The 6,876-nt window shown below is 53.3% G+C and carries 8 protein-coding genes and 4 tRNA genes; 9 read left to right on the plus strand and 3 right to left on the minus strand.

Translation table 11 applies throughout. The features are described 5' to 3' along the window. Nucleotides 1–7: 7 nt before the first annotated feature. The 3 genes from dapA to JW499_RS08700 all read right to left on the minus strand — a co-directional run bounded on the left by dapA (nt 8) and on the right by JW499_RS08700 (nt 2,656). Nucleotides 8–880: a 4-hydroxy-tetrahydrodipicolinate synthase gene (gene dapA, locus JW499_RS08690; RefSeq protein ID WP_205210228.1), complete on the minus strand. Its 873-nt coding sequence runs from the start codon at nt 878–880 to the stop codon at nt 8–10. A 315-nt stretch (nt 881–1,195) separates the two neighbouring features. Further along, nucleotides 1,196–1,753, minus strand: coding sequence for an NUDIX domain-containing protein (locus JW499_RS08695; RefSeq protein ID WP_205210229.1), 558 nt, complete (start codon nt 1,751–1,753; stop codon nt 1,196–1,198). 51 nt (nt 1,754–1,804) lie between these two features. Further along, nucleotides 1,805–2,656 carry a thymidylate synthase gene (locus JW499_RS08700; protein WP_205210230.1) on the minus strand — a complete coding sequence of 284 codons (852 nt, stop codon included), beginning with the start codon at nt 2,654–2,656 and terminating at the stop codon, nt 1,805–1,807. 85 nt (nt 2,657–2,741) lie between these two features. Between JW499_RS08700 and folA the strand changes: the two genes are divergently transcribed. From folA to JW499_RS08745, 9 genes are all read left to right on the plus strand, one after another. Then, the gene (folA, locus tag JW499_RS08705; protein WP_205210231.1) at nt 2,742–3,248 is read left to right on the plus strand and encodes a type 3 dihydrofolate reductase; all 507 of its coding nucleotides are present in this window, start codon (nt 2,742–2,744) and stop codon (nt 3,246–3,248) included. Between the two features lie 11 nt (nt 3,249–3,259). Beyond that, a complete protein-coding gene (gene birA, locus JW499_RS08710; RefSeq protein WP_205210232.1) occupies nt 3,260–4,225 on the plus strand; it encodes a bifunctional biotin--[acetyl-CoA-carboxylase] ligase/biotin operon repressor BirA in 966 nt (321 codons plus the stop codon). Continuing rightward, nucleotides 4,222–4,920 carry a type III pantothenate kinase gene (locus JW499_RS08715; RefSeq protein WP_205210233.1) on the plus strand — a complete coding sequence of 233 codons (699 nt, stop codon included), beginning with the start codon at nt 4,222–4,224 and terminating at the stop codon, nt 4,918–4,920. Before birA ends, JW499_RS08715 begins: the two co-directional genes overlap by 4 nt. A gap of 2 nt (nt 4,921–4,922) precedes the next feature. Then, entirely contained in the window at nt 4,923–5,669 is a 747-nt protein-coding gene (locus JW499_RS08720) for a hypothetical protein (protein ID WP_205210234.1), read from the plus strand. A 24-nt stretch (nt 5,670–5,693) separates the two neighbouring features. Next, nucleotides 5,694–5,769, plus strand: a tRNA-Thr gene (locus tag JW499_RS08725). Nucleotides 5,770–5,792: 23 nt separating this feature from the next. Beyond that, nucleotides 5,793–5,876: transfer RNA gene (locus JW499_RS08730), tRNA-Tyr, on the plus strand. Nucleotides 5,877–5,887: 11 nt separating this feature from the next. Then, a tRNA-Gly gene (locus tag JW499_RS08735) sits at nt 5,888–5,961 on the plus strand. Between the two features lie 9 nt (nt 5,962–5,970). Continuing rightward, a tRNA-Thr gene (locus tag JW499_RS08740) sits at nt 5,971–6,045 on the plus strand. A gap of 92 nt (nt 6,046–6,137) precedes the next feature. Beyond that, nucleotides 6,138–6,876, plus strand: a 739-nt coding sequence (locus JW499_RS08745; protein WP_205210235.1) for a GTP-binding protein, incomplete at its 3' end; no start/stop codon positions are given.

Below are 6,876 nucleotides of genomic sequence, written 5' to 3' on the forward strand. Positions count from 1 at the left end.
ACTGCGATTAAATTAAAGACAGCTGCGTGAGTGCGGCCTCAATTTTCTCCCGGGTCGCCGCCGAAGCGGGCAATATTGGTAACCGTACCTCATCCTGGCAGATTCCCGTCAGCGACAGCGCATACTTTATCCCGCTGGGACTGGGTTCTTCAAACAGAGCCAGATGTAGCGGCATCAGTCGCTCGTGAATCGCTAACGCTGTTTGATAATCGCCGTTCTGACAGGCTGACTGCATCGCTGCGCAGAGCGCTGGCGCAACATTCGCTGTGACAGAAATACAGCCCCGTCCCCCCAGCGCATTATAGGCAACCGCTGTTATATCCTCGCCCGACATATAGCTGAAATCTCTCTTTATCAGGGATCTTTCGCGGCTGATGCGTGACAGATCCATGGTGGCATCCTTTACTCCCGTGATTCTGGGCAAAGCGGCCAGTTGTGCCATTGTCTGTGGCTGCACATCGACAATGGTGCGGGGTGGAATGTTGTAGATGATGATCGGGATATTAGTTTGATCATGGATCAGTTTAAAATGCTCATAAAGGCCCGCTTGCGAGGGCCGATTGTAATAACCCGCCACGCAGAGAATGCCGTCCGCGCCCGCCCGTTCAGCTGTTTTTGCGTAAACCAGAGCCTCGGCCGGGTTGTTCGAACCCGCTCCTGCAATCACCGGTACGCGGCCAGCGGTTTCCTCTACGACTATTTCGATAATGCGCTTGTGCTCGGCTTCAGTAATTGTCGGAGACTCCCCCGTGGTTCCCACCGGTACCAGCCCCTGAGTGCCCTGATCTATCTGCCAGTTAACCAGTTGTCTGAGTGCCTCTTCGTCAACGTTTCCCTGATTAAATGGGGTGATTAGCGCGGTATACGAGCCATAAAACATAATAAACTCCTGAATTTATATAGGCATAAAAAAAGCCCGGTCACATTGCTGCGACCGGGCTCTTGTATGAAATTGTTTAGTCAGTAATTACACACGTCCACCATTGCCGCACAGAGCAAACTGTTTGCAGCATTTTTGTTTAGATGGGTGGGAAACTGTGTACATTAAAGAAAACTCTTAAGTGACATGTATGTGTGTCAGCCAAATGTAACACGCTGTGGCGATATTACAAGACCGCGGATCTCCATATGTCGTCTTAGTTGCAATGGTGCTGGTGTGTTGAGGGATGGAATTAACCATCTCAGCTCTGTCGGGTTAACTGGGTTGCTGGCGAACTAGTGCCAGTTTGAGTAATGCCGCAACCGACATCGCATCCGTAATCTCCCCATTCATGGCCAACTCGATGGCTTTGCTGACAGGCACTGTTATAAGTTCGATATCTTCTGTGTCTTCCAGTTGTTGCTTGCCCTGGCTGAGGCCGGTTGCCAGAAATATATAGGCGATCTCATCAGTGACTGAGTTTGATGTCCTTAACTCCATAAAGGGTTGCCAGTGTTGTGCGATGAAGCCAGTCTCTTCACGGAGTTCCCGTCTGGCTGCCTCAAGTGGCGGCTCATCCAGCGGACCACCTCCTTCAGGGATCTCAATCGTGGTTTCATTGTTGGGATAGCGGCTCTGTCTGACGAGGCAGATCATATCGTCATCATCAATCGCCAGAACGCCAATGGCATGCGATTTAAAGTGAACCACCCCATAGATCCCCTCGGTGCCGTTGGGGCGGATCACCTCTTCATGACGCACCTGTATCCAGTGGTTGTCGTAGACGACTGACTGGCTCTTTTGCTGCCAGCCGCCAATTTTTAATTTCGGCATAATGGCCTCTTTAAGGGTCAGCGGAGGGAACGGTTAACTATCTGATCAGGATCAGACTGAAAACGGGTATTGAATCGGATCGTGATACTGATAGCCTTCCACTTCGAAGTCGTCTGTGCTGACCCAGGTCTCCAGATCTTCCAGGGTTTTAATGTCCGGGTTGATCTTGAAGGTTGGCAGCGGCAACGGCTCTCGGGTCAGCTGTACATCGCGCATCAGTTCAAGCTGATCTTCGTAGATGTGAGCATTAACAATCTTGTGATAGGCCTTGCCCGGTCTATTGCCGGTTATCTGAGCGATAATCGCCAGCAGAAAATAGACCTGAACCATATTAAAGGTTAATCCTAGTGGCACATCACAGCTGCGCTGCGTGCTGTTGAGGTAGAGGGTATCGCCCAGTAGCGAGAAGTGATGGCTGTACATGCAGGGCCGCAGGCAGCCCATGTGGAATGCCCCGGGATGATAAAAGGTATAGATCTCGCCGCGATCATCAATGCCATTGCTCAGGTCATCGACAATTTTGCGCAGCAGATCAATACTGCCGCCGTCCGGCTTAGGAAAGTTTCGGCCAACCTTGCCATAGATAAAGCCGCAATCGTCGGTGCCTTGGCGGTAGGGGTTCGCCAGCCACGCAGGGTTATCGTTGGCATTGGCATCCCAGGTTTTTGTGCCGATGTTTCGGAAGTCTGCGGCGTTATTATAGCCACGAATATAACCCAGCATCTCGGCGATGGCTGACTTATAGAAGCTTTTACGGGTGGTCACCAACGGAAACTCGCCGGCAGCGACATCATAGGTAAGATCGGCATTAATAACGGTCAGGCAGCGCTTGCCTGTGCGTTCATTTTCTACCCAAACGCCTTCATTAATTAGCCTCTGGCAAAGATCGAGATATTGTCTCATTGGTTTGTTATTAACACCTGTGGTTAAATTCAGCTTGCAATGTTAGCAAACAGCAAGGCGCTGGTACCAGTATTAAGGAGATTATATGAACCTGGCGATCATTGTTGCCCAGGCCGAAAACCGGGTGATCGGGATCAACAATAACCTGCCCTGGCATCTGCCGGAGGATCTGCGTTATTTCAAACAGGTCACCATGGGTAAGCCGATTATTATGGGGCGCAAGACGTTCGAGTCGATCGGCCGACCGCTGCCGGGGCGAACCAACATCGTAGTCAGCCGCGATGACGCCTATCAGCCGGATAACGTTAAGGTGGTCAACAGCCTGCAGGCGGCCCGGGATCTGGCTGAGAGTATCTGCATGATTGATGGCTGCGATGAGGCGATGGTGATTGGTGGTGCTCAGATCTATGAGCAGGCGCTGCCCCTGGCGGACCGTCTCTATCTGACACAGGTGCATGCTGAGGTGAAGGGGGATGCCTGGTTTCCTGAGTATCATCCCGGTGACTGGGCTGAAGTTGGTCGCGAAGATTTTTCAGCTGCAGACCATAATCCCTATGATTACAGCTTTATTGTTCTCCAACGGATCTCCTGAAGGGTGCCGCTATGATTGAGCCGCTATTGGCCGTGCTTGCGGATGGTAAGTTTCATTCCGGGCAGGCTCTGGGTAAGGCGCTGGGCGTGAGTCGCAGTGCTATCTGGAAACAGATTAAAATTATTGAAGAGTCTGGACTGGATATCTATAGCGTCAAAGGCCGGGGGTATCGTATTCCCGGGGGGCTTGATCTGCTGAATCGTGAGTTAATAGAGGAGGCGCTGTCACCTGAAGCCAGCCGCAGTCTCAGGCTGATCGACCTTAACCTGATTATACCCTCAACCAATGCCAAAGCGATGGAGGCTGTGTACCGTGATGGGCATGGATCACTCTATCTGGCCGAGCAGCAAACCTCAGGGCGTGGCCGGCGGGGGCGAAGCTGGGCCAGTCCGTTTGCCAGCAACCTTTACTTCTCGCTCACCTGGCAGTTCAGTAACGGTGCTGCAGCCCTTGAGGGGCTGAGTCTGGCAGTTGGGGTTGCGTTGCTGCGGGGGCTGGCGCGTCTGGGGATCGGTGGTGTTGAGGTCAAGTGGCCCAATGATCTGTTGTGGCGTGGTCGTAAGCTGGCAGGGGTGTTGCTGGAGATGAGTGGTGATGCCGCTGGTGACTGTTTTGTCGTGATCGGGGTGGGGATCAATGTGCGGATGCCTGAAGCGGCTGCTGAAGTAATTGACCAGCCCTGGGTCGATCTGCAACAGGCCCAGGGGGTTGCTCCTTCACGAAACCGCTTGCTGGCTGAGCTGGTCAATGAGCTGGTGCCAGCTTTGCAACAGTTTTCTGAAGAGGGGTTTGTGGCATTCCAGGATGAGTGGCAGGCAGCCAATGCACATCGTAATCAGGTGATCAGTCTTAATCTTGGCAACCGGCAGGCGCTGGGCGTTTGTCGTGGCGTTGATCGGAGCGGTGCGCTGTTGTTGGAAACGGACGGAGAGCTGCAGGCGTATCATGGTGGCGAGGTGAGTGTTCGACTGGCATGAATATTCTCGATCTGGACGTGGGTAACACTTTTGTTAAATGGCGCCTGTATGGCTCTGCTGTGCGGGGGCGGGTGGCGCATCAGGAGTTGGATAGTGCAGCATGGCCAGAGGCTGTGGAGCGGGTCAGAATTGCCTCGGTTGCCGGTGATCAGATTAACCGGCAGCTATGTGACTTTGTGCAGCAGCGCTGGCAGCTGCAGCCGGAATTTGCAGAGACTCAGGCGGTGGCCTGTGGCGTAGTGAACAGCTATTCTGATCCGCTCCGGATGGGGGTTGACCGCTGGCTGGCGATACTCAGTGCCTGGCAGCAGGCGGATGCCGCCTGTTGGGTGGTGGACTGTGGCAGTGCGATAACCGTAGAGCAGCTGGATGACAATGGTCATCATCTGGGGGGATACATCATGCCGGGGTTGCAGCTGATGGGGCGGAACCTGCTGAGTAATACCGCGAAAGTGATTGTTGATCACTCGATAGAAGGGTTCTGCTCGGCACCCGGTGTCAATACATCTGAGGCCGTTCAGCATGGGCTCCACCTGTTACTGCAGTCACTGGCGGAAAAAGTGATGCGTAGCGCTGCGGGGCAGCCGGTGTTTGTCACCGGTGGCGATGGAGAGCTGTTCTGTTCGCTGGTTGATGGCGCAATCTGGTGTCCTGATCTGGTGTTGGATGGTCTGTCGCTGGCGCTTGGAGAGTAGCGGTGCGCTGGTTGTTTCTTCTGCTGTTGTTGATAAATGCGCTATATCTGGGCTGGCAGCTGCGCAAGCCGGAAGTGAATGACGCGTTCGTGATGCCTGCTAATGTCGCCCGTATCCGTCTGCTTACAGAGGAGGATGCTTCTCTATTGCTGCCGCGGCAATCGGGAGTGAAACAACCCGAATCTGAATCGCTGCAGCAGGAAGTGGAGTCGGCTGCTGCGTCGGCAACAGTCTCAGAGCCATCGTCTGCAGATGAAACGGCGACCCGCTGGTGTCAGGTGATCAGCGGGATTGAGCAGGCGTCTGTGGCTACTGAGTTGCAGGACCGGCTGGTGCAGCAGGGGCTGGAGTCAACGATGGTGCCGGTTGAGGTTGAGCGGGTGCTGGCGTATGAGCTGACGCTGGAAAAGCCTGTCGTATTGCAGGGGCAGCAGGCGTTGCTGGAAAATCTGGCTGCGCTGGGGCTGAGTGCAGAAGAGTCGCGGGTGAAGATGAAGCCGGTCTATATTATTGGACGTTATGGTAGTCGTGCGGAGCTGAATCGGGCGCGCAATGCGTTGATCGGATTGTTTCAACCGGATGAGTATCAGGTGGTCAGTCAGGACAGGCTGTTCGAGGTCTGGGTGGAAACCGATAGCCCGGTTGAAACCGGCAATAAAATCAAAGAGGTAGACCAGTTTTTTAATTCTGCCATAAAAATCGAAAAAAAATTATGCAAAGGGGTTGCAAGCACAGGGGTGCGTGATTAATATATGCGCCACTTCGCAGCTGATGCCGGTATAGCTCAGTTGGTAGAGCAACTGACTTGTAATCAGTAGGTCCCGAGTTCGACTCTTGGTGCCGGCACCATTTAAGCGGTGAAGTATTGGTAGGGTGGGGTTCCCGAGTGGCCAAAGGGATCAGACTGTAAATCTGACGCGCGAGCTTCGGTGGTTCGAATCCACCCCCCACCACCAATAGCTGTAAGGCGGGTATGGTACAATGGTAGAACCTCAGCCTTCCAAGCTGATGATGCGGGTTCGATTCCCGCTACCCGCTCCAGTTTGATGTGCTCATGTGGCTCAGGGGTAGAGCACACCCTTGGTAAGGGTGAGGTCGGCGGTTCAAATCCGCCCATGAGCTCCATTTTTTCAGAGGGTAGATATAGCGATATGTCTGCCCTTTGTTGTATGTGGCAACGTGGTTAATCACACTTACTTTACTCAAGGTAAATGGCAATGGCTAAAGAACAATTTGAACGTAATAAACCGCACGTTAACGTTGGTACAATCGGCCACGTTGACCACGGTAAAACTACTCTGACAGCTGCACTGACCCGTGTATGTGCTGAAATTTTCGGTGGTAAGGCTGTCGCTTTTGACGGTATCGATAATGCACCGGAAGAGCGTGAGCGTGGTATCACTATCGCAACCTCTCACGTTGAGTATGATTCAACTATCCGTCACTACGCGCACGTAGACTGCCCCGGACACGCTGACTATGTTAAAAACATGATCACCGGTGCGGCACAGATGGACGGTGCGATTCTGGTATGTGGTGCAACTGATGGCCCTATGCCACAGACGCGTGAGCACATCCTGCTGTCCCGTCAGGTAGGTGTACCTTACATCGTTGTATTCCTGAACAAAGCTGACTTGCTGGCAGAAGATTGCGGCGGTGTTGACTCTGAAGAATACGCTGAGATGCTGGAACTGGTTGAAATGGAGCTGCGTGAGCTGCTGGATACTTACGAGTTCCCGGGTGATGACACGCCAATCATCGCAGGTTCTGCCCTGATGGCGCTGAACGGCGAAGATGACAACGAGCTGGGTACCACTGCTGTTAAGAAGCTGGTTGAAGCGCTGGATACTTACATTCCAGAGCCAGAGCGTGCTATCGATCAGCCATTCCTGATGCCTATCGAGGACGTATTCTCAATCTCTGGTCGTGGTACTGTTGTAACCGGTCGTGTAGAGC

It is taken from the genome of Amphritea pacifica (genome assembly GCF_016924145.1).
Lineage (GTDB): Bacteria > Pseudomonadota > Gammaproteobacteria > Pseudomonadales > Balneatricaceae > Amphritea > Amphritea pacifica.

Bases quoted from the DNA above. Each gene is read 5' to 3' on its own strand.
- dapA (WP_205210228.1), bottom strand. From the start codon at position 880: ATGTTTTATGGCTCGTATACCGCGCTAATCACCCCATTTAATCAGGGA.
- JW499_RS08695 (WP_205210229.1), bottom strand. From the start codon at position 1,753: ATGCCGAAATTAAAAATTGGCGGCTGGCAGCAAAAGAGCCAGTCAGTC.
- JW499_RS08700 (WP_205210230.1), bottom strand. From the start codon at position 2,656: ATGAGACAATATCTCGATCTTTGCCAGAGGCTAATTAATGAAGGCGTT.
- folA (WP_205210231.1), top strand. From the start codon at position 2,742: ATGAACCTGGCGATCATTGTTGCCCAGGCCGAAAACCGGGTGATCGGG.
- birA (WP_205210232.1), top strand. From the start codon at position 3,260: ATGATTGAGCCGCTATTGGCCGTGCTTGCGGATGGTAAGTTTCATTCC.
- JW499_RS08715 (WP_205210233.1), top strand. From the start codon at position 4,222: ATGAATATTCTCGATCTGGACGTGGGTAACACTTTTGTTAAATGGCGC.